Here is a 26,077-nt window from a genome sequence, read left to right on the forward strand (position 1 = left end):
TCGCTCAAGCTGCTTGCGTTGTCTCCAGGGACGCGCCGGTGGCGCCATAAGCCGCGAGCGCATTGGTGGGCCGCAGGCGTGTCGCGAGGAGCCGGAGATCGTCGGCGACCAGCGTTTCCTTCGCGAGCAGTTCCTTGGCGCTCGTCTCGAGCAGGTCGCGATTGCGCTCCAGGACGGCGCGCGCGGCCTGAAATGCCTGGTCGATGAGCTTGCGCACGGCCTCGTCGATCGCCTCGGCGGTGCCGTCGCCGTAATTCTTGGGGCGCCACGCCGGCGTTTGGCCGACGAGGAAGCTCCCGGTCTCGGGCTCATAGGCGACTTGGCCGAGCTCCGCCGTCATGCCGAAGCGCACGACCATGTCGCGCGCAATGTCGGTCGCGCGCTGGAGATCGTCGGCCGCGCCGGTCGAAACGTCGCCGAATATCAGGTCCTCGGCGGCGCGACCGCCGAGCAAAGCGGCCATGCGGCTCTGCAGCTCGCTCCGGCTGATCAGGAACCGGTCTTCGGTCGGACGCTGCAGCGTGTAGCCGAGCGCCGCGATGCCGCGCGGGATGATCGAGACCTTCTGCACCGGATCGGTGCCGGGCAGGCTCATCGCGACCAGCGCATGACCGATTTCATGGTGCGCGACGATCGCCCGCTCATGCGAACTGAGCACCCGGCTCTTCTTCTCGATGCCGGCGACGATCCGCTCGAAGGCCTGGGTGAAGTCGTCGAGCGATGCGGCCTGGGCCCCCCGGCGGGTCGCGACCAGGGCGGCTTCGTTCACGAGGTTGGCGAGGTCGGCGCCGGTGAAGCCCGGCGTCATCGCTGCCACCGCATCCAGATCGAGATCGGGCGCCGCCTGGATCTTCTTCAGGTGGACCTGCAGCACGTCGATCCGGCCTTTCTTGTCGGGGCGGTCGACCAGCACCTGACGATCGAAGCGTCCCGCGCGAAGCAGCGCCGGATCGAGGACTTCGGGCCGGTTGGTCGCGGCGAGCACGACGATACCGGCGCTCGGATCGAAGCCATCCATCTCGGCGAGCAGCTGATTGAGCGTCTGCTCCTTCTCGTCATGTCCGCCGCCCGGCATGTCGATGCCGCGGGCACGGCCGAGCGCGTCGAGCTCGTCGATGAACAGGATTGCCGGGGCCTGCTTGCGGGCCTGCTCGAAGAGGTCGCGCACCCGCGCGGCGCCGACGCCCACGAACATCTCGACGAACTCCGATCCGGTGATCGAGAAGAAGGGCACGCCCGCTTCGCCCGCGACGGCACGGGCGAGCAGCGTTTTGCCCGTGCCTGGCGGCCCGACGAGCAGCACGCCCTTGGGGATACGCGCGCCCAGCCGGCCATAGGTTCCGGGATCGCGCAGGAAGCCGATGATCTCGGTCAGCTCCTGCTTGGCTTCGTCTACCCCCGCCACATCGCTGAAGGTCACCTTCACGTTGGTTTCCGAGTAGACCTTGGCGCGGCTGCGTCCGATTCCCATCAGCCCGCCGGCAGCGCCGCCCTGCATCGGCCGCAGCAGGAACATCCACATCAGACCGAATCCGACGATGGGCAAGAGCCAGGACAGTATCTGCGCGAGAAAGCCGGGCGGCGGCTCGCCTTCGAACTTGATGCCGCGCTGCTGCAATTCGGCGGCGGTCGCCGGATCGACGCGGACGGTCGAAAAATGCTCGGGCTCGCCCTTCTTGACGGGGGGCTTGTAGGAACCGGTGATCCTGGTCGGCCCGACGACGAGATCGGTCACCGCGCTGCGTGCCACGAGCGATTGATATTCGCTGAACGGGATCGTCTTGATATGGCCCTGGCCGGCCCAGAGGTCCTGGATGATCAGGACCGCGAACATCATGGCCACGAAATAGGTGATGTCGAATCGCGACAATCCCTTTCGCCTGCCGTCCCCCTTGTTCATGCGTCCTCCGGTCTATCGTGATCGGCGCAGCTGGGCATCAGCCGCGCCGCGACGCGAAGAAGTTGTAAAGCGGCACGAACACCAGCGTCACATACCAGCCCCAGGCGAAGCTCTCGGCCAGTCCCAGGAAAAAGGTCTTCCAGCTGAGCAGATCGAAGCCCGGCAGAACGATCGCAAGCGACGAATGGCTGATCGGCAGCTGCGGGAAGAGCAGATAGCCAATGATGCAAAACGTATAGGAAATCGCGAGGAACGAACTCAGGCTGAGCCCGAAGATGACGAGCGGGATCAGCTGATGAACCGGAGCCTGCCGGTGGGTGTCATGCTGCGCCATACTGTCCTTCGATCCTGTCGTTCGCGACATCTCGGTGGGCAAAGCTGGCTGGCGATGCCTCGAAGGTGTCGCGGCATGCCTGCGAGCAGAAGTAATAAGCGCGCCCTTCGAACAGGCTCGATTTCGCGGTCGAGGTCTGAACGATCGTGCCGCACACCGGATCGCGCGCCTCGGAAGGGGCGCGAAGGCGGTCTCCGTCACCGCCGTGGGAATGGTCACGATGGTGCCCCATCATGTGCGCACCGCAGCCGAACCGCATCATCAGGAAGAACAGCAGTCCCCAAAAGAGCAGATTGCCTATGGTCTGCATGGCTATTGCCCGATCATCCCGCCCGCGGGCATCCGGGCCATCATGCTGCCGTGCGGGACCAGCAAGCTGTCCGCCTTCTGCTTCTGCTCGGGAGACAGAGCCGCATAGAGCTGAGCGAGTGCCGGACGCAGTCGGCGCAGATCGTCGCGCATCGATGCCAGCATCCGGTCGTGCCGGTCGAGCTGGTCGACAGGGGAGAGACGGGCGCCGCCGGCCGGCGGCGCCATCATCGTCTGGCGGGCATGGTCCATGTTCGCGGCACTCGCACGCAACGCATCTGCATAGGCGGTCCAGACAGCCGCTTGGGCTGGCGTGATGCCGAGTTCGCCGCGCACACGGCCCAGATGCTCGTCGATATGCTGCGACATGCTCATGTCGCCGCCCATCATTCCGCCCATCGCCATGCCGCTGCCGCCCATCATTCCGGACTGGCCGCCCATCGGCGTCGTGCTCGGCGTCGTCGTGCCCGGCGTTGCTGTCGCAGCCGGTGTCGATGCGGTGTTGGCAGGATGGTGGCCGGCATGCGGGTCCTGGGCGCGCGCGGCCAGCGGCGCCGCGATCATCATCAGCGTCGCGGCGGACGCGAGCATTTGGTGCGGACGAGTCATTGTCGGGGCTCCCCTTTCAAATCAGCGGATGGAATGGCGCGCGCCGCCGCGACCGCCGAGGCGCGGGATGAAAGCCGGCACGTCCTGCATGTAGCGGCGATAGTCGTCGCCGAATTCGCGCAACGCATCCCGCTCCTCGTGACCCGCCAGGCGGACGTACATCACCACCAGCACCGGGAACATCGCCAGCGTCAGCAGCGTCGGCCACTGCAGCAGGAAGCCCAGCATGACGAGGATGAAGCCGTCATATTGCGGGTGGCGGACCCTTGCGTAGATTCCCGTGGTCGCGAGCCGGTGCTTCTGCTGTGCGGCGTGAAGCGGCGCCCAGCCGGCGGAGATCAGCCAGAAGCCGGCGCCGATCAGGACGAAGCTGGCGATGTGGAACGGCCCGAAATGCGGGTTGACCCGCCAGCCGAACATCATCTCGAGCAGATGGCCCGCATCATGCGAGAACCAGTCCACGCCCGGAAAACGCGACTGGAGCCAGCCGGACAGCAGATAGATCGTCAGCGGAAATCCGTACATCTCGGCGAAGAGAGCGACCAGAAAGGCGCTGAATGCGCTGAAGCTTCGCCAGTCGCGCCTGGTCTGCGGCTTGAAGAAGCTGAACGCGAAAAGGATGAAGACCGCCGCGTTGACGATCACCAGTCCCCAAAGCCCGTAGGCGGACCCGTCATTGTGGTTCATGGCCGCGTTCTCCGGCCCGATTGAGATGAGGGATCGGCGTCGGTGCCGGCGTCCGAAGAGTCGTCGCCGCCGTGGCGATGGCCATGATGCATGAACAGGTGCATCAACGGGCAGCTCAACAGGAGAAGGAAGGGCAGAACACCAAAGAGATGCGCGCGATGCTCCGCGAGCAGATAGAAGCCTGCGACGATCAGAAAGCCGATCAGGATAATATTGGCGCGGTGCGGCGCATTCCTGTCGTCGTCATGCGGCATATCGGTTTCGCCAAGGATCATGATGACACCCTCCTCGCGAATCCTATCTATCGGGACGGCAGTCACCGCACTTTACGTATTGATACCAAGTGCGGGTTAGGGTGCTTGAGCCTAGCACGGCGTTAGACCCCATATGGTGAGGCGTCAGGAAGGATTGTCGCCATGACGCACGCCGAACATGCCCATCATCACCGCCCTGCAGGCGCGTCCGTCGGCCCAGAGGGTCATGTCGGATCGGTGCCAGCCCGGGAGCCCGAGGCGGCGACGGGCATGCTCTGGACCTGCCCAATGCACCCGGAGATCCGGCTCGATCGGCCGGGCAACTGCCCGATCTGCGGCATGACGCTCGAGCCGGTGGCGGTAACGGCCGAGGCCGGGTCGAGCCCGGAACTGGCCGACATGACCCGGCGTTTCTGGGTCGGCCTCGTTCTGGCGCTGCCCGTGCTGGTCCTGGAGATGGGCGGGCATATCTTTCCCGCGCTGCATCACATCGTGCCGATGCGGGTCTCGACCTGGATCCAGCTCGTGCTGGCAACGCCGGTCGTGCTGTGGGCGGGATGGCCGTTCTTCGAGCGCGGCTGGCAATCGCTCAGGACGCGCAGGCTCAACATGTTCACCCTGATAGCGATGGGCACGGGGATCGCCTGGGCCTACAGCATGGTCGCCGCTATTGCGCCGGGGGTGTTCCCGCCGGCCTTCCGCGCGGCCGACGGCACGGTCGCGATCTATTTCGAGGCAGCGGCGGTGATCACCGTGCTGGTATTGCTCGGACAGGTGCTGGAATTGCGCGCCCGCGAGCGAACCTCTGGTGCGATCAAGGCGTTGCTCAATCTCGCGCCCAAGACCGCGCGCCGGATCGGCGCGGACGGCACGGACGCGGAGGTCGGCCTCGACCAGATCGTGGTGGGCGATCGCCTGCGCGTGCGCCCGGGCGAGAAGGTTCCGGTCGACGGCCTGGTCGAGGACGGACGCTCCTCGCTCGACGAGTCGATGGTGACCGGCGAGTCCATGCCCGTCACCAAGACGCTCGGCGACAAGGTGATCGGCGGCACCCTCAATCAGACCGGCGCTCTCATCATCCGCGCCGACAAGGTCGGAAGCGACACGATGCTCGCGCGGATCGTGCAGATGGTCGCCGAGGCGCAGCGCTCGCGCGCGCCGATCCAGCGCGTGGCCGACCAAGTCTCGGGCTGGTTCGTGCCGGCGGTGCTGGCGATCGCGGTGCTTGCCTTCGCGGGCTGGGCGATCTGGGGTCCCGAACCGCGTTTCGCCTATGGCCTCGTGGCCGCGGTCGCGGTGCTGATCATCGCCTGCCCTTGCGCGCTGGGGCTCGCGACCCCCATGTCGATCATGGTCGGGGTCGGCCGCGGCGCGGGCTTTGGCGTCCTGATCAAGAATGCCGAGGCGCTCGAGCGCATGGAGAAGATCGACACGCTCGTCGTCGACAAGACTGGCACGCTGACCGAGGGGCATCCGTCGGTCACCCGGATCGTCGCCGGCACCGGCTTCGACGAAGAAGGGGTGCTGCGGCTGGCCGCCGCAGTCGAGCGCGCCTCCGAGCATCCGCTGGCGCGCGCCATCGTCGAGGCCGCGGGTGCGCGCAAGATCGCGATTCCCGAAGTCACGGACTTCGATTCACCGACCGGCAAGGGCGCGCTGGGCACCGTCGAGGGGAAGCGGGTGCTGCTCGGCAACACTGCCTTCCTCAAGGAACATGGCGTCGAAACGGCGCCGCTGGCGGCACAGGCCGATGAGATGCGCCGCGACGGCGCCACGGCGATCTTCGCCGGGATCGATGGCGTCGCCGCCGGCATCCTCGCGATCGCCGACCCGATCAAGCAGACCACGCCCGAGGCCCTCGCGGCTCTGCGCCACGAGGGCGTTCGCGTCGTGATGCTGACCGGCGACAACCGGACGACCGCCGAGGCGGTGGCGCGGAGGCTCGGCATCGACGAGGTGGAGGCCGAGGTGCTTCCCGACCAGAAGAGCGCGGTGGTGGAGCGCCTGAAGCGCGAGGGCCGGACTGTCGCGATGGCCGGCGACGGGGTCAACGATGCCCCCGCGCTCGCCGCCGCCGAGGTCGGGATCGCGATGGGTTCGGGCACCGACGTTGCGATCGAGAGCGCGGGCGTCACCCTGCTCAAGGGCGACTTGACGGGCATCGTCCGCGCCCGCCGGCTCAGCCAGGCGACGATGTCGAACATCCGCCAGAACCTGGTGTTCGCGTTCATCTACAACGCCGCCGGCATTCCGGTCGCCGCTGGCCTGCTCTATCCGCTGTTCGGCCTCCTCCTCTCGCCGATGATCGCCGCGGCGGCGATGGCGCTCTCCTCGGTGAGCGTGATCGGCAACGCGCTGCGGCTGCGCGTGGTGCGGCTATGAGCGCGGCGGAGCCCTTCGACAGGCGGGTGATAGACCATGAGGCCTCGCGTCTGCTCGTCGCGGCGCCCGACCGGTTGTTCGCCCATCTCGGCGACCAGACCCGGCTCGCGCCCATATGGCCGAGCCTTCGACGATGACAGGCGGCGGCACCTTGACCTACGCCGCCGCAAAATCGCTACGTTGAGGGCGCGAAGCAGCCAAGATAACGGGGTGGCGTAGCCGCGGCAGAGTTTGCGTATCGAACGGCGACATATGGGAGGCCGTGAGCGATGAAGATGAGAACTACTTCTACGCTATATCCCTCTAGAATAAGATTAAGAAAACGGCTCTAGTCGATTGGAATAACAGCGACTCTTGGCGATTCTTCACTACGGCTTCTCCGCTGGCTCGGCCCCGAGGACAAGGTTGGCGATCAGATCGCTCAGATCGTCGTCCTTAAGCGATTGCTGTTGGGGTTCAGCGACAATGCCGCCAATCCCATAGATCAGCAGGCGGGCTCGCGCATCCTCGACACACGTAGAGTCGCGAGCGAGAACCGCGGCCAACCGATCGACGAGGCGATCCACCTTTTCGGACAGTTCAGCTCGCAGAGCAAGCCGGTCGAAAAATACGGAGCTTATGACGTCCCGATGTTTGACCGCAAAGTCGGCATAGAAGACACGGCCCGCCTCGGCACGTTCCTTGCGCGGCAAGGCCATGAGCCGGACCGCGGCATCTTCTGCGTCTGTGAAAACAGGCTCCATCAAAGCTTCGATGATATCGTCGCGGGACTTGAAATGGTGGTAGATGGCCGCCTTCGACACGCCCAGGCGGTCGGCGATCATCTGCAATGAGGTCCCGGCGAACCGGTTCACCCTGAACAGATCGGCCGCGGCCTGCAGCAGGCGCTCGCGCCCGCCGCGCGTCCGCTTTTTCGCCTCAAGGTCGGGATCGGTTTGGGCCATCATTGCACTCTACCAAAAACTTGACGGTCGGTAAGTTCGCGGATAACTTACCGACCGTCAAGTTTGATTGGAGCTCGGCAATCTGTCGCATGTGCGGCCGCCTCATCGCCGTGACCGGCCGCTTGCGAGCGATCAGCCGTCTCGGAGAACATCAGAGAAAGGCAGAAGGTAGGCCATGGGAACCAATGCCACAGTTCAACGCCTGTGCGCCTGGGCTGGCGTTCTGGCCAACATACTCTGGATAGCCGGAGAGATCCCGTTCACGCACTGGTGGGCGCCGCATTCGCCCGCATGGGGACCTGCCGAGGTCGTCCAGCTCTTCCAGACCAATACGACGGCGATCAAGATCGGGCTGATCCTGTTCGGTTTCGGCGGAGCGCTCTACCTTCCATGGACCGCGGTGATATCGGTGCAGTTGAAGCGGATCGAAGGCCCGAACAGCCCGCTCACCTACATCAACCTCGGGCTTGGAGCGGTGTTCGTCTGGGTGTTCCTGATCCCCTGGGTGCTATGGCAGACGATTGCGTTTCGCGCGTCGACGGCTTCTCCGGAGATCTTGTGGATACTGGATGACCTCGCCTGGATCACCAATCTGAGCCCGGTCAACGTCGTCTTCATCCAGGGGATCGCCATCACGCTCGCGGTACTCCTCGATAAGCGGCAGGAACCCATCTTTCCCCGCTGGTTCGGATGGTTCACGCTGGTGTCCGTCATCCTGTTCCTTCCGGGATCGTTCAGCCCCTTGTTCGAAAGCGGGCCGATTGCATGGGACGGCCTGCTTTCGTTCTGGATCCCGTTCCCTGCCTATGTGCTGTGGATGTCCGTCACGACGGCCATGCTCCTCAAGGCGATCCGGCGCCAGGAACTCGAGGAAGCCGGCAGCGCGAAGCTGACGCAAGCATAGGAGGTTAGCGGCAGTATCGCTGCCCTTGCGGTAGATGGTCGCAATCGCAAGGGCTGCACAGCTTGCTCAGCTTTCCCGGGAGGGCGCGCCCCTGGACGGACGACGCGCTCTCAAAGATTGACGGCGGAGAGACCTTGCTCGTCATAGCGCCCGCCCTCGATCGGATGGGCGGCAACCGCATTCTCTATCGCCTGAATGTCGGCTGCGCCAAGCGACACATCGGCGGCCGCGATATTCTCCTCGAGCCGCGCGCGCTTGCGTGTGCCCGGGATCGGCACGATCCATGGTTTCTTCGCCAGCAGCCAGGCGAGGGCGAGCTGGCCGGACGTTACGTTCCTTGCCTGCGCGATATCCTTGAGGGCTTCGACGAGCGCGACATTCTTCTGCAGGGCCTCGGCGCGGAAACGCGGGTTGGTCCCCCGGAAATCGTCGTCGGCGAATTTGGTGTCGGCCCCGAACGCGCCGGTTAGAAAGCCGCGTCCCAGCGGGCTGTAGGCGACGAAACCGATCCCGAGCTCTTCGACGAGCGCCAGGATTTCCGTCTCCGGTTCGCGCGACCAGAGCGAATATTCGCTTTGCAGCGCGGCCACGGGGTGGACCGCATGCGCTTTCCGGATCGTCCCGGCGCCCGCTTCGGAAAGGCCAAAATGCTTGACCTTGCCAACCTTGACCAGTTCGGCGACGGCGCCGGCGACGTCCTCGATCGGCACGGTGGGATCGACCCGGTGCTGGTAGAACAGGTCGATATGGTCGGTCCGCAGCCGCTTCAGCGCCGCGTCGGCCACCTCCTTGATATGTTCGGGGCGGCTGTCGGTTCCCTGCGGCCACGGACTGGTCGGATTGATCCTGAACCCGAACTTGGTGGCGATGACGACCTTGTCGCGCACGGGCGCAAGCGCCTCGCCGACCAAATCCTCGTTCGCGAACGGCCCATAGACCTCGGCGGTGTCGAAGAAGGTGACGCCAAGCTCGACGGCGTCGCGCAGGAGCGCGATCATGTCGCCGCGCTCGCCCGGCGCGCCGTAGGCCCAGGTCATGCCCATGCAGCCGAGACCGATCGCGGAAACTTCGAGACCGGATTTCCCAAGAATACGTCTTTTCATCTCATTCTCCTTTCCAGGAATGTGAAGATTGCGGCTGTCCTCAGCCGTTGCCGGAATGCCGGCACATATCGTCAGGAGCCCATAGCGGCCTCGGACTCGACCTCTGCCGCAGCCCGGATGCCGGCGGCTCGTGCGATCAGTTCGAAGGAGCGCAGCCGCGCGCCGTGGTCGTAGACATCGGACACGACGATGAGCTCGTCGGCACCGGTTTCCTCCGCCAGCGCCGCGATGCCCGCCCGGACCGTCTCGGGCGAGCCGACAATGGAGCGAGCAAGCATGCGCGCGGCCTGCGCCTTCTCGACCGGCGACCAGTAAGTCTCGATGTCGTCGATCGGAGGCCGGCTCAGGCCCCTGGCGCCGCGGAAGATGTCGGCGAAGGACATTTGCTGCGTGGTGGCGAGGCGGCAGGCCAGCACGTCGGTGTCGGCGGCGATAATATTGACTCCGACCATGGCATAGGGCCGGTCGAGCTGCGCGGACGGCTTGAAGCGGCTGCGATAGATTTCGAGCGCCGGCATCAGCAGGTCCGGCGCGAAATGGGACGCGAAAGCATAGGGCAGGCCGAGCTCGGCGGCGAGCATCGCGCCGAAATGGCTCGACCCCAGGATCCACAGCGGCACGTTAGTCCCCGCCGCCGGCACCGCCTGGATGCGCTGGTCGGGGCCGGCGGGTGCGAGGAACGCCTGCAACTCAAGCACGTCCTGCGGGAAATGCTCCGCCGACTCGGGCGTGCGGCGCAGGGCCCGCAAGGTCAGCTGATCAGTGCCGGGCGCACGCCCGAGGCCGAGGTCGATGCGGTCAGGGAACAGCCGCGCGAGGGTGCCGAACTGCTCGGCGATCACATAGGGCGCGTGGTTGGGCAGCATGATGCCGCCCGCGCCGACCCGGATTCTGCGAGTACCTGCGGCGATATGGGCCAGGACGATCGCGGTCGCAGCGCTGGCGATGCCGGGCATGTTGTGGTGCTCGGCCACCCAGATGCGACGATAGCCCCATTGCTCGGCATCTGCGGCAAGATCACGCGCATTGTCGAGCGCGCCGCGCGCGTCTGTTTCTTCGGTGACCCGGACGAGCTCCAGGATAGATAATGCTGTCATGTCTCGCTCCCGGAATGGGCAAAGGGGCAGGCGTTCCACCGGCGCAATAGCGTTCTGCCCGACAGAAAGCGGAGACAACCTCCATTTCGCTTGACGCTATATGGAGGCTGCCTCCATATAGCGTCAAGCGAGGTTTGGGCTCACGGACATCGACAACAGCTGGGAGCGGCGACTCTGGCGACGGATGAATTGAACGGGGAGGGCGCCGGTCTGCGGGCCGATGCGCGGCGCAACCGCCACCGCGTCCTCAGCACGGCAATGCGGCACTTTGCGTTGCACGGCATCGGCGCTTCGCTGGAGGACATCGCACGGGAAGCCGGCGTCGGCGCCGGCACGCTTTACCGCCATTTCCCCTCGCGCGAGGCCCTGCTCGCGGCCGCCTTGCGCAAGCGGCAAGCCGAACTGCTGTCCCAATCGGAAGAGGCTCGGCAGATCGAGAACCCCGATGCCGCGCTGGCCGTGTGGATCGCGGCGTTGCAGGACTATCTGCGCAGCTTCAACGGCTTGCCCGCACCCGTACTCGAGGCGGTCAAGGAACGGGCCTCTCCGCTCGCGCTATCCTGCGAACAACTTGCCACCATCACGGGCGAATTCCTTACGCGGGCGCAGGAGCACGGCAGCGCGCGCCGATCGGTGATGGCCAACGACCTGTTCCTGAGCGTGATCGGCATCGCCTGGGTTCTCGACCGCGCCGAAGCCTGCGGCACGACCCCTCATGTGGTGAACGAGATTTTCGCGCATGGCTATCTTGAAGGCGCCGGTTCGGAAACCGAAACCCGAGAGACTCCGTCATTCGAAATGAAGCAGACGAGGAGGATGACATGATCGCAAAATCCTTGGCTTATGAAGCCGATGGCCTGGCCATGAGGGGGGAGTTCTTCGCGGCAGACGGCCAGGCAGGCCCGGTGCCCGGTGTTCTCGTTTTTCCCGAAGCGTTCGGGCTCGGCGATCACGCCATCTCGCGTGCGAAGCGGCTGGCCGAAATGGGCTATGCGGCGCTTGCCTGCGATCTGCACGGGCAGCAGCGCCGCTATTCGGACATCGGGGAAGTCATGGGCCTGCTCGGGCCGCTCCTGGCCGCGCCCGAGCGCATAAGGGCCCGCGCGAGCGCGGCGCTGGCCACGCTGACCGCGCAGGATGGCGTCGACGGGGACAGGATCGCCGCGATCGGCTTTTGTCTCGGCGGCACGATGGCGCTGGAACTGGCGCGCGCCGGCTCGGGCATCCGTGCGGCGGTGGGTTTTCACAGCGGTCTTTCAACCGCCTCGCCGCAGGACGCAATCAACATCACCGGCAAGGTGCTGGTCTGCATCGGAGCCGACGATCCGGCGATACCTGCCGAGCAGCGCGCGGCTTTCGAGGACGAGATGCGGCAGGGCAAGGTCGATTGGCAGATGCACCTCTACGGCGACGTCGTGCACAGCTTCACGGATCCCGAAGCGGATAGCCGGGGAAACATCGAGGCCTTTCGCTATGACGCCGATGCCGACGCGCGCTCGTGGAACGCGATGACATTACTTTTCGACGAGGCTTTCAGGTGATGCGATCCGTCTCTCTCGCATCCTGACGAGGGTGATGCCTCGGGCAGGATCTCGTGAAGGCAAAATAGATTGCACACAATATAATTGATCGCTATCAGATTGACGACTCGCTAATCTGAAAGGATCGAACCATGAGCGCTCTCTATTCAACCCGTGTCACCGCCATCGGCGGCCGCAGCGGCACCATCACCAGCGATGACGGCCTCCTCGATCTCCCGCTGGCGCTGCCCAAGGAACTCGGCGGCAAGGGAGGGGCCACCAATCCCGAACAGCTGTTCGCCGCCGGATATGCCGCCTGCTTCGAGAATGCGGTGATCCATGTGACCCGCAACAAGGACGCGAAGGTCAAGGACGACGATATTGTCGTGATCGGCACCGTCGGGATGGAGCCTAATGGCAGCGGCGGCTTCGCGCTGACGGTTGGGCTCGACGTTACGATCACCGGCCTCGATCAGGCGGCGGCCGAGGAGGTGGTCGAAGCGGCGCATCAAGTCTGCCCCTATTCCAACGCCGTCCGTGGCAATGTCGATGTCGCCATCTCCGTCAGCGTCAACTGAGGGGCCGGGTTGGCCGGCTCAGGAAGAGGACCTGCTCGATCTCGATCGGCAGGTCTGCTTTCCGCTCTATGCCGCCTCCAACCTGCTGACCCGTCTCTACCGTCCGGTGCTGGCGGAGATCGGCCTCACCTATCCGCAGTATCTGGTGATGCTGGTGCTCTGGAAGGAGACGCCCCAGACCGTCGGATCGCTGGGCGACCGCCTCTATCTCGACAGCGGCACGCTGACGCCGCTGCTCAAGCGGATGGAGCTGGCCGGCCTCATCACCCGAACCCGTGACGTCGGGGACGAGCGGCGCGTCCTCATCGACCTGACACCCAAGGGACGGAATCTGCGCGCGGCAGCCAGCAAGGTTCCTGCGACGCTCGCCGCCGGCCTCGAGATGGAGCCGGAAGATGTCGTCGAGCTACGCAGCCGCGTCCAGGCGTTGGTCGGCGCGCTGCGCGGGGTCGAGACACCTGGATAGCCGTCACTCAAAACGAAGGAGACACAGGATGCTTACAGTTCATCATCTGGGAATTTCGCAGTCGGACCGTATCGTCTGGCTTTGCGAGGAACTCGAACTCCCCTACGATCTGGTGCGCTACGAGCGCGACGCGGAAACGCGGCTGGCACCGGCGGAATACAAGGCCCTGCATCCCGCCGGCACCGCCCCGGTCATTACCGACGGTGATCTCGTGCTCGCCGAGTCCGGCGCCATCATCGACTACATTGTGGCGCGCCATGGCGACGGTCGTCTCACGGTCAAGGCCGCAGACCCTGCCTTCGCCCGCTATCTCTACTGGTATCATTTCGCCAACGGCTCGCTGATGCCCAGCATGATGATGCTGATGGCCGAGGGCGCCGCGGCGGAAACGATGCGCGTGCGCGCCGAGCGTGGGCTCGGGGCCCTCGACAACCATTTCGCCCAGGGCCATGTCTGGCTGGCCGGGGACGCTTTCACCGTCGCCGACATCATGATCGCCTTCCCGCTCACCACCATGCGCATGTTCGTTCCGGTCGATTTCGCGCCCTATGCGAACATCCGAAACTACCTCCAGCGCCTCACCGCCAGGCCCGCCTTCCAGCGCGCCATGGCCAAGGCCGACCCGGGGCTCGTTCTGGATTTGTGAACGGGCTGGGATAGCCAGGCTCAAGATTCTGACGCCGCGTGCCTGTCCAGCAAATTGCGCGAGGCAACAGGCGCAAGCGGTTTGCTGGATGCCGGACCGCAGCAACCCGGACAGAAACGTCGGATGGGAAGAATTCGATGTCTTTCTCCCTGTTCAGGGAGCGACGGCATCGATCATTCGCAAGATATTCGCAAAAAGCCGGAGAACATTGAATGAAAGCTCTCGTTTATCAGGGACCCGGGAAGAAGGACTGGGTCGAGAAGGCGAAGCCCGGCATCGACAAGCCGACCGACGTCATCGTGCGCATTACCAGGACCACGATCTGCGGCACCGACCTGCATATTCTGAAGGGCGACGTGCCTGCCGTCACCGAAGGGCGCACGTTGGGCCACGAGGGCGTGGGCATCGTCGAAGAGGTTGGCGGCGCGGTTCGCAACTTCAAGCCCGGCGACGCGGTGCTCATCTCCTGCGTCACATCATGCGGCGCCTGCCCGAACTGCAAGCGCCAGCTCTATGCCCATTGCTCCGACGGCGGCTGGATCCTCGGCCACAGGATCGACGGCACGCAGGCGGAATATGTCCGCATTCCGCACGGCGACAATTCGCTCTATCCCATCCCCGCCGGTGCCGACGAGGAAGCGCTGGTCATGCTGTCGGATATCATGCCCACCGGCCTTGAAATCGGGGTGCAGGCGGGAAGGGTCAAACCAGGTGACACAATCGCGATCGTCGGCGCCGGCCCGGTCGGAATGTCGGTGCTGCTGACATCGCAATTCTATTCGCCCGGGCGGATCGTCATGATCGACATGGACCCGGCGCGGCTCGAGCTTGCGCGCCAGTTCGGCGCGACCGATACGATCGAGGTCGGTGCGGAAGATGCGATCGCCCGCGTTCTGGAACTGACCGGCGGTCTGGGCGTGGATGTCGCCATCGAGGCCGTTGGCGTGCCCGCGACTTTCGACATCTGCCAGAAGATCGTGGCGGCCGGCGGCAATATCGCCAATGTGGGCGTCCATGGAAAGCCGGTGCAGCTCCACATCGAAGAACTGTGGATCAAGAATATCAATATCGCCATGGGCCTGGTCTGCACCAGCAGCACGCCCATGCTGCTCAATACGCTGCAATCGGGCAAGGTGAACCCCGCCAGACTGGTGACCCACCGCTTCCCTCTGAACGACATCGTCAAGGCTTATGATGTCTTCGGTAACGCGGCCCGAGAAAAGGCGATGAAAGTGATATTGCAAGCAGCAGTCGCTTAGTGGCCAACGTGCTTTCGTTTTGCTGAATAGCCTCCCGTCAGGCTTTGGTCAGGTTGAGTAGCTAGGTCCAATGCAGTGCTCAACCGCCCAAAGGGTGTCGAGATGCGTCTCCTGTCACTATTCGCAGCGAGCGGTGCCCTGGTTCTTGCCGCTTGCAGCGGTGAGACCCCAAAAAACGACGCCAGCGGCACCGAAGCTGCCATGGTGCCGGCGAGCGAGGAACTGATGGGCAGCGCCCGGCAGGTCTTCAAGCCGCTTCCATCCAATCAAAGCCTGCCTCAAGGCGATGTGGCGACCCCCGAAAAGATCGCGCTTGGCGCGATGCTCTATTTCGATCCGCGGCTGTCCGCCAGCCATGCGATCAGCTGTGCGTCCTGCCACAGCATGGGGCTGGGCGGCGCAGATGCGCAACCGACGTCGATCGGCCATCATTGGCAGCACGGCGGCCGCAATGCGCCCACGGTCTTCAATGCGGCGTTCAATATGGCTCAGTTCTGGGACGGCCGTGCCCGCGACCTCACCGATCAGGCCGGCGGTCCGATGGTCAATCCCGTCGAGATGGCTTCCGCGGCGCCCCATGTCATCGAGCAGCTTAAGGGGATTCCTGGTTATCGTGACGCCTTCGGCAGCGCTTTCCCCGGCGACGTTGATCCGATCAGCCTTCCTCATGCGCAGGCGGCGATTGCGGCATTCGAACTGACGCTGGTCACGCCCAACGCGCCCTTCGACCGATATCTCCGGGGCGATGCCGCAGCGCTCAGCGTCACGCAAAAGGCAGGTCTCAAGCTCTTCATGGACAAGGGCTGCACCACTTGTCACAACGGCATGAATATCGGCGGTAACATGTATGCGAAGTTCGGCGTGGCCCAGGCACCCGGGCCCGATCTGCTGCCGCGGGGCGACCTTGGCCGCTTTACGATCACGAAGCAGGAGTCGGACAGATATGCCTTCAAGGTGCCGACCCTGCGCAACATCGCGCTAACGGCGCCCTATTTCCATACGGGCAAGGTCTGGGATCTCAGGGAAGCGATCGCCGTGATGGCGAGATCCCAACTGGGCACGACCTTGTCGCAGGACGAGGTCACGAAAATCGAGGCGTTCCTGCAAAGCTTGACCGGCGATCAGCCGAAAATCGTCCTGCCGGCGCTTCCGCCGAGTGTCGGAACGACCCCGCGCCCGGAAAATTGATGCCTCCGGAGGTGGGCATCCGGCGACATTGGTATAGCCTGACACAGAGAGCCGGCCGGAAGTCTGTCATCAGCCGTTCCAGATAGTGCGCTGGATGAAGATGCCCGGAATGATCGGCCGCATGCGAAGGAAGGGCAGTGACAGGTTTCGCCGGGCAGGAGTGTTCCAGATCATCTGACGGCGGTCTTTCCTCGGCCGAGGCCGCGGCGCTGCTGGCGAGCGAAGGGCCGAACGAGCTGCCACGCGCTGGCCGCCGGTCGCCATTCCGGATCGTCGTGGAAGTCGTGCGCGAGCCCATGCTTGCGCTTCTACTCGCGGGCGGATTGACCTATTTCCTCCTTGGCGACCCGGCCGAAGCCTTGATCCTTCTCGCTTTTGCGACCTTCTCCATCCTGGTCACGGTGGTTCAGGAGTCGCGCACGGAACATGTGCTCGAGGCGTTGCGCGACCTTTCATCGCCTCGCGCGCTCGTCATCCGGGATGGCACGCGCCAACGGATCGCGGGCCGCGAAGTCGTGCGCAGCGATCTTCTCGTGCTGGAGCAAGGCGATCGCGTGGCGGCGGATGGCCTTTTGCTCAAGGTCGACGACCTTCAGTTGGACGAGTCGCTGCTGACGGGAGAAGCCCTGCCGGTCGGCAAGCGCGTCGCGACGGCTGCGGACGGGGAGGCGGCCGGCCGGCCGGGAGGGGAGGGCCAGCCCTTCGTCTATTCCGGCTCGCTGGTGACCCGCGGCGCGGCGATCGCCCGCGTCGTCGCGACGGGCGAGCGGAGCGAGATGGGCCGGATCGGACTGGCGCTCGCCACGCTCGACGCCGAGCCGCCCCGGCTGCAGCGGGAAACCGCACGCGTGGTGCGTCTTTGCGCGGTCGGCGGCGGTGCGGTCGCCTGCCTCGTCGTCCTGCTTTTCGGCTTGTTGCGGGGTGGATGGATCGAGGCGTTGCTCGCGGGAATCGCGATCGGCATGTCCATGCTGCCGGAAGAATTCCCGGTGGTGCTCACCATCTTCCTGGCGATGGGCGCGTGGCGGATCGCTCGCGCTAATGTCCTTACCCGCAAGGCGGCCGCCATCGAGACGCTGGGATCGGCTACCGTGCTGTGCACGGACAAGACCGGGACATTGACCGAGAACCGGATGGCCGTGACCCGGCTCTGGCTGCCGTCCGGGGAAAGCGCGGAACTCGACGCCATCGCTTCCGCCGATGGGCCGTTTCGCGACCTTCTCGCCAACAGCGTGCTGGCGAGCGCGCCGGTGCCCGTCGACCCTATGGAGATCGCCTTTCACTCGGCGGCGGCCATCAAGGCCGACGACCGGCGGGTGCTGCTTCACACCTATGGCTTGCGCCCGGACCTGCTGGCGATGTCCAATGTCTGGCAGGATTCGGACATGCCCGGCCGGCAGATGATCACCGCCAAGGGCGCGCCGGAGGCGATCGCGGGCCTGTGCCGTCTTGCGGCGGACGAACGGGAGCGGCTGACGCGGGCCGTCGATACGATGGCGAGGGAGGGCATGCGGGTGATCGGCGTCGCGACAGCACGTGGCGACGGATCATCGATCGCATCCTCGCAGCGGGACTATGAATTTACGCTCTCGGGATTGATCGGGCTCTCCGACCCGATCCGGCCGGCCGTGCCGGCGGCCGTCGCTGAATGTCGCGGCGCGGGCATCAAGGTGGTGATGATTACCGGGGACTATGCCGCAACGGCGCGTTCCATCGCCGCCCAGGCCGGGATCGAGGATGGCGACGTGCTGACCGGAGAGGAACTCGACAGGCTGGACGAAGCCGCACTCGCCGACCGGCTGAGGGCAGTGACCGTGTTCGCGCGGATCATGCCCGAGCAGAAGCTCAGGATCGTCACGGCCTTCAAGGCCAACGGCGAGGTGGTCGCGATGACGGGGGATGGCGTCAACGATGCGCCGTCGCTGAAAGCGGCCCATATCGGGATCGCCATGGGCAAGCGAGGCACCGACGTCGCCCGCGAGGCGTCCGCGATCGTCCTGCTCGACGACGATTTCGGGTCGATCGTGAGGGCCATCCGGCTCGGGCGGCGGATCTACGACAATATCCGCAAGGCGATGGCGTTCATCTTCGCAGTGCACGTGCCGATCGCCGGGCTGGCGCTGCTTCCTCTGCTCACGGGCCTGCCCATCCTGTTCGGGCCGATCCATATTGCGCTGCTGGAGATGATCATAGACCCGGCCTGCGCCCTGGTGTTCGAGGGCGAGCCCGAGGAGAGCGACGTCATGCGGCGTAAGCCCCGCGATCCCGATGCGCGTCTTTTCTCGCTGCGAATGATTTCGTGGAGCGTCATCGAAGGCGGGATCGCCTTTCTGCTGCTCGCCGCGATCTTCGTCGGAGGCAGCCTGGCCGGCATGTCCGAACCCGAAGTGCGCGCCGCGACCTTCTTTGCACTGGTCGGCGCCATATTCGCGCTGATCTTCGCCAATCGCTCGTTCGACACATCATTCGTCCATGCCTTGCTCGGGGCGAACAAGGCGCTTCGCTACGTGGCGGCCGGCGTGGCCGCGGCCGCGATCGTAATCCTCTTGGTGGCGCCCATCAGGATGCTTCTCGGCTTCGGGGAGGCAACCGGCATGGGGATGGTCTCGCTCGCCTCGTCTGCGGTGGTGATGCTGATGGTGTTCGAGGCACTGAAGCGCATCGCCGGCACGGCGCGCAGGAGAGATGTGATGGAGGCCCGATCCCTTGATGTCGAAGCGTAAAAGGCCGTCCGCAGCTGGTTTGGTGCGAGAGGAGCTATCTGCAGGAAACGGCCTGTTGTCAGTTATCGGCGCCAAGAATGGCTGATGCGCGTGGATTGCGGATCTTCCGCGCAGGCCGACCGGATCGACCATGCCGTTGATGATCTCGGCGACAAACAGCCGATGGCTTGCCAGATCGATCGCGACATGCTCCCTCTCGACCTCTGCGAGCACGATCCTCCTTTGGGGCAGCCCCTGGGCGGCATAGGCGCGCGCCAAGTCACAAGGGTAAGCGATCCGCATTTCGGACATGCTAAGGAAGAGTCGTGGTTCGTGTCGTTTCCTATCCCGGCCCCGCAATGGCGCTGCTCTCGGCGGCATTGTTCGGTGCGAGCACGCCGTTCGCCAAGCTGTTGCTCGGCGGAGGCATCGATCCCTGGCTGCTCGCCGGGCTGCTTTATCTCGGCTCGGGCGTCGGGCTCGGCCTGCTACATCTCGCTCGCCGAAGCCAGCCGCAATCCGAAGCGCCGCTGGCTGCGCGCGACCTGCCCTGGCTCGCGCTGGTCGTGCTCGCGGGCGGTATCGCCGGGCCGCTGCTGCTGATGGTCGGGCTCGCCGCTACGCCGGCCTCGTCGGCGGCGCTGCTGCTCAACGTCGAGGGGCTGGCGACGATGGCCATCGCCTGGCTGGTGTTCCGCGAGAATGTCGACCAGCGCTTGCTGCTCGGCGCAGCAGCGATCCTCGCGGGCGCGCTCCTCCTGTCGTGGAAGGGCGGAGCCGAAGGCGTCGGCCTCGGCGCGCTGGCAATCGTCGGCGCCTGCCTCGCCTGGGGCATCGATAACAATCTCACCCGCAAGCTCTCAGGTTCCGATCCGGTGCAGATCGCGATGATCAAGGGGCTGGTCGCGGGCTTCGTCAATCTCGCGCTGGCGCTGGGACGCGGTGCGCATCTGCCCGCGCTTCCGGCCGTGGCCGGCGCCGGTCTGGTCGGCTTCTTCGGCTACGGGCTGAGCCTCGTCCTGTTCGTGCTGGCGCTGCGCCATCTCGGCTCGGCGCGGACCGGGGCCTATTTCTCGTCGGCCCCGTTCATCGGCGCGCTGCTGGCGATCCTGCTGTTCGGCGAGCCGGTCACGGTCCAGCTCATCGCCGCGTCGGTGCTGATGGCGATCGGCCTTTATCTCCACCTCGCCGAGCGGCACGCGCACGAGCATGACCATGAGCCGATCGAACATGCCCATGCGCATGTCCACGACGCGCATCACCAGCATGCCCATGGGCCGGACGACCCGGCGGGCGAGCCGCACACCCATGCCCATCGGCACGCGCCGCTGGTCCACAGCCATCCGCACTATCCCGATCTGCACCACCGCCACGGCCACGCGCACTGAGGGATTGGGTCTCAGGGCTGGCCCTGCGCCAGGTTCAGCCTGAGTGCCCAGATCGCGGCGGGACGGCCGCGCGACGGCACGGCCACGAACAATCGGTCCAGCTCGGGCACATAGAGTCCGGTGCGCGCGCCGCCGGATGTCTCGACCCGCACGCTCTCGCCATCGGCCCCGATCACATCGACATGGCCGGCGCCGCAGACCAGCAGGATATGGTCGCGCACCAGGAACAGGTCGTCGGCATCGCCGCAGGCTGACCAAAGCGACAGCGTGCGGCCGCTCGCCGTGTCGATCGTCGCGAGCGCCGCCGGCAGCCGATAGGCGATCGTGATCCGCTGGCCCGAGGGCTCGACCGCCATTGGGAAATTGAGCCGATGCAGCCCGGTCGGCCAGCGCGCGAGCTGGCGCCTTTGATCGAGGTCGGCCGCGATCACCGAGCCGTCGTCGGGCACGTTGATATAGGCGCGCGATCCGAACAGCCTGAACCCTTCGGGGTGGCCGGGAAGCGTCAATCGGGAGAGAACCGCGTGGCGGACGGGATCGATCGTGGCGAGACCGCCCTTGCCGTAGCCGACGACGACATGGCCGTTGCGCGGATCGGCCCGCACATTGTCAGCATCCTCGCCCAGGTCGATCCACGCCAGCTCGTGGCGATCGGCATCATAGAAACGCACCGAGCCGTCGCCGCAGGCGACCACCAGCTCGCGCTCGGCCGGGAGCCAGGCGACGCCCTGCGGCTCGGCAAGGCCGGTGATGCGGCCGACCACCTTGCCGGCATCAAGGTCGACCTCATCGACCGTGCCGTTGGCGATTTCGGCGACGAACAGCCGATGGTCCGCCAGATCGACCGCGAGATGGTCGATGCGTCCCCTGGTGTCGGGAAGCGGGATCGTCCGCTCGAGCACGAGCGGCGAACGCGGATCGGTCGGCTGCGCCTGGCTGCAGGCCGGCAGCGCCAGCAGTAGTGCCGCCGCAAATCCCCTCCAGGGCTTCACCGTTTTGCCCTAGCTCGCCGCGACCGCGACATGGCTGAGCGCGGCGGCCAGCCCGCGCGCGAGCTTCTGCGCGTCGTCGTTCGCCCAGAAGTGCATGAAGAACAGGCGCGGCTCGTCGTCGAGCATGTGGTTGTGGAGCGCCGTCACCTCGATGCCGTTCTCGCGCAGCGCGCGCAGCACCGGGTTCACCTCGGTGGCGGTCAGCACGAAATCGCCGGTGATTGCGGCCTTGCCGCCGCCGGTCGGCTGGAAGTTGATCGCCTCCGCCGACCCCATTGCCGGCGGCAGCGCCATGCCGCCGTCGCGGGGCATCTCCGCGCGCGGGATGCCGAAGGCATAGACCCCGCCGCCGATCTTGCCCTTGTGGCCGAGGATACGGTCGAGCGCGGCGGTGTCGAGGTCGATCGTCTCCGGTGTCACCGATGCTGCGGCGGCAGGCGCGGACAGCGGCGTGCCGCTCAGCGCCAGCGCATCGTGCAGCACCTTGGCGAGCTGAGCCGGATCGCCATGCCCGGCGATGTGCATGTACATGGTGTGCGGCGTGTTGCGGAGCAGATGGTTGTGGAGCGCGGTGATCTCGATCCCGCCGGCGATCAGCTTCGCCATCACCGGGTTCACTTCGGTATCGGTGAGCACGAGGTCGCCCATCACCATCGCCTGACCGCCGCCGTGGGGCGCGAACGCTAGCCACGAGCCCAATGCGAGTGCGGGTTTGAGCCTCACGCCGTCGAGCACGACATGCAGGTCGCTGCGCGGCAGGCCGATGCGATAGACGCCGCCCGGCATCTCAGTGCCCGGCTTGCCGATCGCGGCGGCGACCGCCTGTTCCCAGGGCTCGGCTGCCTGCGCGGATGCGCCGGAAAGGAGAAGGCCCAACAGGGCGAACGCGGCAATCGGCTTCATCTTGGTTTCCTTCGCACGAGAGAGATTCAGTTGACGGCACCCGACAGGAACAGCGCGACGCCGATCGCCGATGTCGCCGCCAGCGTCGGGATCATGCCGACCTTGAAGCGGAACACGGCAACCGCCGCGCCGATCGCAAGCAGCAAGGCGGGGATATGGAGCGATGCCAGCACCGGCATGTCGAAGGCGAGGTTCGCGAACCGGACCTGCCGCACCTCGCGGAACAGCGTATGGATCGCGAACCACAACGCGAGGTTGAGGATCACGCCCACCACGGCCGCCGTGATCGCGCCGAGCGCGCCCGACAGCGCCCGGTTGCCGCGCAGCCGCTCGACGAAGGGCGCGCCTGCGAAGATCCACAGGAAGCAGGGCATGAACGTGACCCAGGTGGTGAGGATCGCGCCGAGCGTCGCCGCGACCAGCGGATGCAAGGTGCCGGACTCCCGGAACGCCGCCAGGAAACCGACGAACTGCGTCACCATGATGAGCGGCCCCGGCGTCGTCTCGGCCAGTCCCAGTCCGTCGAGCATCTCGCCGGGCTTGAGCCAGTGATAGGTGCCGACCGCCTCCTGCGCGACATAGGCCAGCACCGCATAGGCGCCGCCGAACGTCACCACCGCCATCTGGCTGAAGAAGGTGGCGATGTGGGTGAACACGTTGTCGGGGCCGAGGAACGCGAACAGCGCGACGACGGGCGCCAGCCAGAGGACCAGGAACGCAGCCGAGATCTTGAGCGACCAGGCGAGGTTCGGACGGGCGTGATCGGGCAGGCCCTCACCGATCGCGGTATCGCGATCATGGACCATATTTCCGCCGGCCGGCCCGTGCCCGCCGCCGCCCCGGAACGCGGCGATCCCGCTGCGCCCGCCGATATAGCCGATGACGGCGGCTGTGAGGACGATCAGCGGAAACGGTGCGTCGAGGAAGAAGATGGCGACGAACGCCGCTGCCGCGATCCCGCGCATCGCATTGTTCTTGAGCGCGCGCGACCCGACGCGGACTACGGCCTGGATCACCACGGCGAGAACGGCCGCCTTGAGGCCGAAGAACAGGCCCGCGATCAGCGGTGCATGGCCGAGCAGCACATAGAGATAGCTCAGGCCCAGGATGGCGAGGAAGCCGGGCAGCACGAACAGCGCGCCCGCGACCAGTCCGCCCCTGGTCTTGTGGAGCAGCCAGCCGATATAGGCGGCGAGCTGCTGCGCCTCGGGGCCGGGCAGCAGCATGCAATAGTTGAGCGCGTGCAGGAATCGCTCCTCGCCGATCCAGCGTTTTTCGTCGACCAGGATGCGGTGCATGACCGCGATCTGGCCGGCGGGACCGCCGAAGCTCAGCGATGCGATCCGCGCCCAGACACGGACCGCCTCGCCGAAGGGGATGCCATGATCCGCGGACGGGACCGCGATGCCGGCCGGCATCTCCGTCACGGCGCCGGTCATGACCGCACCTTGTCTTTGGCGCGGGCCTTCGCGGGCTGATGCGACACCCAGTTGTGGGTCTCGTCGGTGGCGTCGCGGCACCAGCGGTAGAAGGCGTCGTAAAGGAGCATCCCGCCTTCGAGCTGCTCGAGATCATCCGCATACATGCGCGACAAACCGAGCGAGGCGGCGAGCAAGCCCGCCGCTTCGGGCACGAGATCCGGCCGTCCCGTATCGGCGCCGCGCACGATGGGCGCGAGGCGCGCGAGTGGTGCATGCCCGCCGAGCCCGAATGCCTCGACCATCACGTCGAAGGTGCAGGCGTTGTCGCGATGGCTCCAGACGATGCCATCGCCTTCGATGTCGAAGGGTGCTGCCCCAAACCGCTCGGCAACGCCCTGTACCTCGGATGGTGCGACGAACAAGAAGATGGCGCTCGGATCGACGAATCGACGGATCAACCAAGGGCAAGCAATCCGGTCGACCTTGGGCCGACCGCGCGTCACCCAGACCGTGCGGCCCTCCGCGTCGCGCGGCGGCAGCACGGTGTTCGGCACCATCGGCAGACCGGCCCCAGCCCAGCCGGCAACGCCGCCTTCCAGGGCCTCGGCTGAAACGCCTTCGTGACGGAGGCGGGCCGCGACGCCCTGGCTCAGAGCTCGGCCGTCGCGGCAGGCAACGACCGCAGCCCGGTCCTGGAACTCGCCTGCCCATGCCGCCACGTCGGCCGAGGGCCGTCGCAAGGTTCCGGAGATCAGGAGCGGTTCGCTGGCGAACTCGTCGTCCGGGCGAACATCGATCAGGACCGGCCCGGTCGGGATACCGATCAGGCGAGCGAATTTATCCGATGGGATCGTATTGAGAGCAGGCATGACGCGTCCTTTGCCAATGCAGGACGCGATTCTTCAGCCTGTCGCCTCGTGGGGAAATCGCGGTCCCCATGAACCGCAATAAGCCGCCGGGTTTGATTCGTGTCAACCGTTGCGCATTTTGGATAGCGCCTCAGTCTGGGGGGCTTGCTGGCATTGGCCCCCCTGCTGTGGCTCCTCGCCGAACCTTCCGTGTTCTAATTGTTCAGTTTTTTGCGGTCCGCATCGCAGCGGTTCACTATAGCGGCCGGACTACCGAAGGCACCCTTCGCTCGACTGAAGAAGACGGACCATGCGCTGAGCCTTGCCCCTCCGATGTCGATGTCCCGCTTGCGAAGGCGATCGGAGCCGAAAATTGGTGCTGTCAGCAGGCTGAAACTCTGCTGATGAAAACCTGTCCCTTCGCGGCAACGCATGTTGGTTGCACCGCGATGCGACCGCCCGTGTCGGCTATTCCTGTTCGCCGGTTATGACGGTGAGTTCTCGTCCGGTTTGACTTCTCGCCAAACTGTCGTTGGTAACCAGAACCGTTGTTCCTTCGCTCAGAACCGCTGCGACCGCACGCCGGAATTCCTCAGCGACGCGAAATCGATTTTGACTATCGGAAATCGCATCCTGGGCTGGCGGTGTCTCGCCGGATAGTGGGATTCGCAGCCAGTGAAGCCCGGCATTGTCGATAGCGCGCAATGTATAGGCAGTTGTTCGATCGACGGCAGCTCCGGCCGCAATCGATGCCGAACCGATCTGGCGGCCGTTGCGCAGCACGATCATGCGGCGGTCCGCCGTGCTGACCACGATGGATACGGGACCCGAGGGCGAACGCTCCGGGTGCCAGGTGAACTTCTCGGGAGATGGGGTATCGTCGATATCGGAGGCAGTTGGCCGCAACGGATCGGGCACCGGCGCCAAGCGGGGAACGGCCGACGCCTTCGTGATGACGACGGTCAAGCCGAGGCGCGTAATCCCGTAGAGTTGTTTGGCGAAGCCCAGCGGCAAACGGATGCAGCCATGAGATGCAGGATAGCCGGGAAGATTGCCGCCGTGCAGAGCGACGCCGCCCCAGGTGAGGCGTTGCATGTAGGGCATTGGGGCATCATCGTAGAGGTTGGATCTGTGATCGACGTCTTTTTGCAGGATGGTGAAAATCCCCGTTGGCGTTTCATATCCGGGTTTTCCAGTCGAGACTGTTGAGACGCCGATCGGAACGCCGTTTCGGTATGCGACCGCCCGCTGGTTGGCGAGGCTGACGATGATCAGCACCGGACCGGTGGGGGCGATGTCGGGTGCCCAGATATATTCCCCGGGCTTAAGCCGCTCGATTGTTTCAAGAACCGAGTTCGTATCGAATATCGGCTGCTGCGCGGGCAATGGCGCCAAGGGCGCGCCAAACAGCAACACCGACATGATGGCTAAGGCGACATGACGTTTCCAGCAATCGGTCATGCTGCAATACGCCAAAGCGTCCTTGTAGGGACCATCGATCCTCTCTTTAGGTTCACGGAAGATCGCACAGCATGAATCCTTGCGGCACAGGCATGGGGTCGACGTATCGCATCTGATTTTTTAGCGGCCATCTCTTCTCATCGCCAGGACTTCGGTGTCGCCGATGATCGTTGCCGCCGCGA

General features: G+C 65.4%; 25 protein-coding genes. 11 read left to right on the forward strand and 14 right to left on the reverse strand.

Features of this window, described 5'->3' with window-relative positions; all coding sequences use genetic code 11:
* Positions 1-4: 4 nt before the first annotated feature.
* The 6 genes from ftsH to KNJ79_RS08930 are packed head-to-tail and all read right to left on the reverse strand — an operon-like array spanning position 5 to position 4,114.
* The gene (ftsH, locus tag KNJ79_RS08905; protein ID WP_317153640.1) at positions 5-1,900 is read right to left on the reverse strand and encodes an ATP-dependent zinc metalloprotease FtsH; all 1,896 of its coding nucleotides are present in this window, start codon (positions 1,898-1,900) and stop codon (positions 5-7) included.
* A 37-nt stretch (positions 1,901-1,937) separates the two neighbouring features.
* A complete protein-coding gene (locus KNJ79_RS08910; RefSeq protein ID WP_317153641.1) occupies positions 1,938-2,234 on the reverse strand; it encodes a DUF5676 family membrane protein in 297 nt (98 codons plus the stop codon).
* A complete protein-coding gene (locus tag KNJ79_RS08915; protein WP_317153642.1) occupies positions 2,221-2,544 on the reverse strand; it encodes a YHS domain-containing protein in 324 nt (107 codons plus the stop codon). The genes KNJ79_RS08910 and KNJ79_RS08915 overlap by 14 nt, the downstream gene beginning before the upstream one ends.
* Positions 2,545-2,546: 2 nt before the next feature.
* A complete protein-coding gene (locus tag KNJ79_RS08920; protein ID WP_317153643.1) occupies positions 2,547-3,152 on the reverse strand; it encodes a Spy/CpxP family protein refolding chaperone in 606 nt (201 codons plus the stop codon).
* A 21-nt stretch (positions 3,153-3,173) separates the two neighbouring features.
* Positions 3,174-3,839, reverse strand: coding sequence for a methyltransferase family protein (locus KNJ79_RS08925; protein WP_317153644.1), 666 nt, complete (start codon positions 3,837-3,839; stop codon positions 3,174-3,176).
* A complete protein-coding gene (locus tag KNJ79_RS08930; RefSeq protein ID WP_394357162.1) occupies positions 3,836-4,114 on the reverse strand; it encodes a DUF2933 domain-containing protein in 279 nt (92 codons plus the stop codon). The genes KNJ79_RS08925 and KNJ79_RS08930 overlap by 4 nt, the downstream gene beginning before the upstream one ends.
* A 141-nt stretch (positions 4,115-4,255) precedes the next feature.
* Here KNJ79_RS08930 and KNJ79_RS08935 point away from each other — a divergent pair, with 141 nt between their 5' ends.
* Positions 4,256-6,475: a copper-transporting P-type ATPase gene (locus KNJ79_RS08935; protein WP_317153645.1), complete on the forward strand. Its 2,220-nt coding sequence runs from the start codon at positions 4,256-4,258 to the stop codon at positions 6,473-6,475.
* A gap of 368 nt (positions 6,476-6,843) precedes the next feature.
* Here the strand turns inward: KNJ79_RS08935 and KNJ79_RS08940 are convergent, their stop codons facing one another.
* Complete coding sequence (locus KNJ79_RS08940; protein WP_317153646.1) at positions 6,844-7,422, reverse strand: TetR/AcrR family transcriptional regulator; 579 nt, start codon at positions 7,420-7,422, stop codon at positions 6,844-6,846.
* Between the two features lie 172 nt (positions 7,423-7,594).
* On the opposite strand from KNJ79_RS08940, the gene KNJ79_RS08945 reads away from it, so the two are divergent.
* The gene (locus KNJ79_RS08945; RefSeq protein WP_317153647.1) at positions 7,595-8,323 is read left to right on the forward strand and encodes a hypothetical protein; all 729 of its coding nucleotides are present in this window, start codon (positions 7,595-7,597) and stop codon (positions 8,321-8,323) included.
* A gap of 110 nt (positions 8,324-8,433) precedes the next feature.
* On the opposite strand, the gene KNJ79_RS08950 is transcribed toward KNJ79_RS08945, so the two are convergent.
* Positions 8,434-9,426 (reverse strand): aldo/keto reductase, encoded by a 993-nt coding sequence (locus tag KNJ79_RS08950; protein WP_317153648.1) that lies wholly within the window; start codon positions 9,424-9,426, stop codon positions 8,434-8,436.
* A gap of 71 nt (positions 9,427-9,497) precedes the next feature.
* Positions 9,498-10,523: an LLM class flavin-dependent oxidoreductase gene (locus KNJ79_RS08955; RefSeq protein ID WP_317153649.1), complete on the reverse strand. Its 1,026-nt coding sequence runs from the start codon at positions 10,521-10,523 to the stop codon at positions 9,498-9,500.
* A 189-nt stretch (positions 10,524-10,712) separates the two neighbouring features.
* Between KNJ79_RS08955 and KNJ79_RS08960 the strand changes: the two genes are divergently transcribed.
* From KNJ79_RS08960 to KNJ79_RS09000, 9 genes are all read left to right on the forward strand, one after another.
* Positions 10,713-11,348, forward strand: coding sequence for a TetR/AcrR family transcriptional regulator (locus KNJ79_RS08960; RefSeq protein WP_317153650.1), 636 nt, complete (start codon positions 10,713-10,715; stop codon positions 11,346-11,348).
* The gene (locus KNJ79_RS08965) at positions 11,345-12,064 is read left to right on the forward strand and encodes a dienelactone hydrolase family protein (protein WP_317153651.1); all 720 of its coding nucleotides are present in this window, start codon (positions 11,345-11,347) and stop codon (positions 12,062-12,064) included. The genes KNJ79_RS08960 and KNJ79_RS08965 overlap by 4 nt, the downstream gene beginning before the upstream one ends.
* A 131-nt stretch (positions 12,065-12,195) precedes the next feature.
* Positions 12,196-12,621, forward strand: coding sequence for an organic hydroperoxide resistance protein (locus tag KNJ79_RS08970; protein WP_317153652.1), 426 nt, complete (start codon positions 12,196-12,198; stop codon positions 12,619-12,621).
* Positions 12,593-13,087, forward strand: a complete 495-nt coding sequence (locus tag KNJ79_RS08975; RefSeq protein WP_317153653.1) for a MarR family winged helix-turn-helix transcriptional regulator — start codon at positions 12,593-12,595, stop codon at positions 13,085-13,087. The genes KNJ79_RS08970 and KNJ79_RS08975 overlap by 29 nt, the downstream gene beginning before the upstream one ends.
* Before the next feature lie 28 nt (positions 13,088-13,115).
* Positions 13,116-13,733 (forward strand): glutathione S-transferase family protein, encoded by a 618-nt coding sequence (locus tag KNJ79_RS08980; protein ID WP_317153654.1) that lies wholly within the window; start codon positions 13,116-13,118, stop codon positions 13,731-13,733.
* 212 nt (positions 13,734-13,945) lie between these two features.
* On the forward strand, positions 13,946-14,992 hold the full coding sequence (locus KNJ79_RS08985; protein WP_317153655.1) for a zinc-dependent alcohol dehydrogenase family protein: 1,047 nt from the start codon (positions 13,946-13,948) through the stop codon (positions 14,990-14,992).
* 102 nt (positions 14,993-15,094) lie between these two features.
* Positions 15,095-16,180, forward strand: a complete 1,086-nt coding sequence (locus KNJ79_RS08990; RefSeq protein WP_317153656.1) for a cytochrome-c peroxidase — start codon at positions 15,095-15,097, stop codon at positions 16,178-16,180.
* A gap of 137 nt (positions 16,181-16,317) precedes the next feature.
* Entirely contained in the window at positions 16,318-18,903 is a 2,586-nt protein-coding gene (locus KNJ79_RS08995) for a cation-translocating P-type ATPase (protein WP_317153657.1), read from the forward strand.
* A gap of 305 nt (positions 18,904-19,208) precedes the next feature.
* Positions 19,209-20,270, forward strand: coding sequence for a DMT family transporter (locus tag KNJ79_RS09000; protein ID WP_317153658.1), 1,062 nt, complete (start codon positions 19,209-19,211; stop codon positions 20,268-20,270).
* Positions 20,271-20,281: 11 nt separating this feature from the next.
* Here the strand turns inward: KNJ79_RS09000 and KNJ79_RS09005 are convergent, their stop codons facing one another.
* The 5 genes from KNJ79_RS09005 to KNJ79_RS09025 form a co-directional block, all read right to left on the reverse strand.
* On the reverse strand, positions 20,282-21,262 hold the full coding sequence (locus KNJ79_RS09005) for a YncE family protein (protein ID WP_317153659.1): 981 nt from the start codon (positions 21,260-21,262) through the stop codon (positions 20,282-20,284).
* A gap of 9 nt (positions 21,263-21,271) precedes the next feature.
* A complete protein-coding gene (locus KNJ79_RS09010; protein WP_317153660.1) occupies positions 21,272-22,165 on the reverse strand; it encodes a DUF1259 domain-containing protein in 894 nt (297 codons plus the stop codon).
* Positions 22,166-22,191: 26 nt separating this feature from the next.
* Positions 22,192-23,604, reverse strand: a complete 1,413-nt coding sequence (gene chrA, locus KNJ79_RS09015; RefSeq protein WP_317153661.1) for a chromate efflux transporter — start codon at positions 23,602-23,604, stop codon at positions 22,192-22,194.
* The gene (locus KNJ79_RS09020) at positions 23,601-24,455 is read right to left on the reverse strand and encodes a sulfurtransferase/chromate resistance protein (RefSeq protein ID WP_317153662.1); all 855 of its coding nucleotides are present in this window, start codon (positions 24,453-24,455) and stop codon (positions 23,601-23,603) included. Before KNJ79_RS09020 ends, chrA begins: the two co-directional genes overlap by 4 nt.
* Positions 24,456-24,902: 447 nt before the next feature.
* Positions 24,903-25,895 carry a L,D-transpeptidase gene (locus tag KNJ79_RS09025; protein ID WP_317153663.1) on the reverse strand — a complete coding sequence of 331 codons (993 nt, stop codon included), beginning with the start codon at positions 25,893-25,895 and terminating at the stop codon, positions 24,903-24,905.
* Positions 25,896-26,077: the final 182 nt, after the last annotated feature.

The sequence above is a fragment of the Sphingopyxis indica genome, assembly GCF_032879645.1.
In the GTDB taxonomy this organism is placed as follows: domain Bacteria; phylum Pseudomonadota; class Alphaproteobacteria; order Sphingomonadales; family Sphingomonadaceae; genus Sphingopyxis; species Sphingopyxis indica.